The 272-nt window shown below is 72.8% G+C and carries 1 protein-coding gene; it reads left to right on the top strand.

Annotation, left to right across the window (positions count from 1 at the left end):
* The coding region (locus SB717_RS35845) for a hypothetical protein (RefSeq protein ID WP_410907732.1) at window positions 1-272 on the top strand (272 nt) is incomplete at both ends.

The raw sequence follows: 272 nt of genomic DNA on the forward strand, positions 1-272 counted from the left end.
CTGCCTGACCGTCCCCGGCTCCCTGCCGTTGCCGCTCTACCTGGCGTCGCTGGTGCTGGTCGTCTGCCTCGGGTTCGCCCAGTGGCAGCTCGCCGCCCTGCTCCGGCTGACGCTCTGGATGTGGGTGATCGTGGTCTCGGGCGTCGCGCTCATCCTGATCCACCTGCTGCCCGGGCAGGCCCTCGGCCCCTCCGCGATCAGCGCGGTCGGAGTGATCGGCGCAGCATCGGTCGCCTGCGTCGCCGTGCTCGCGGTCACGTCGCGCTCCCGGG

The organism is Priestia sp. SIMBA_032 (assembly GCF_046535215.1).
GTDB lineage: Bacteria > Bacillota > Bacilli > Bacillales > Bacillaceae_H > Priestia > Priestia aryabhattai.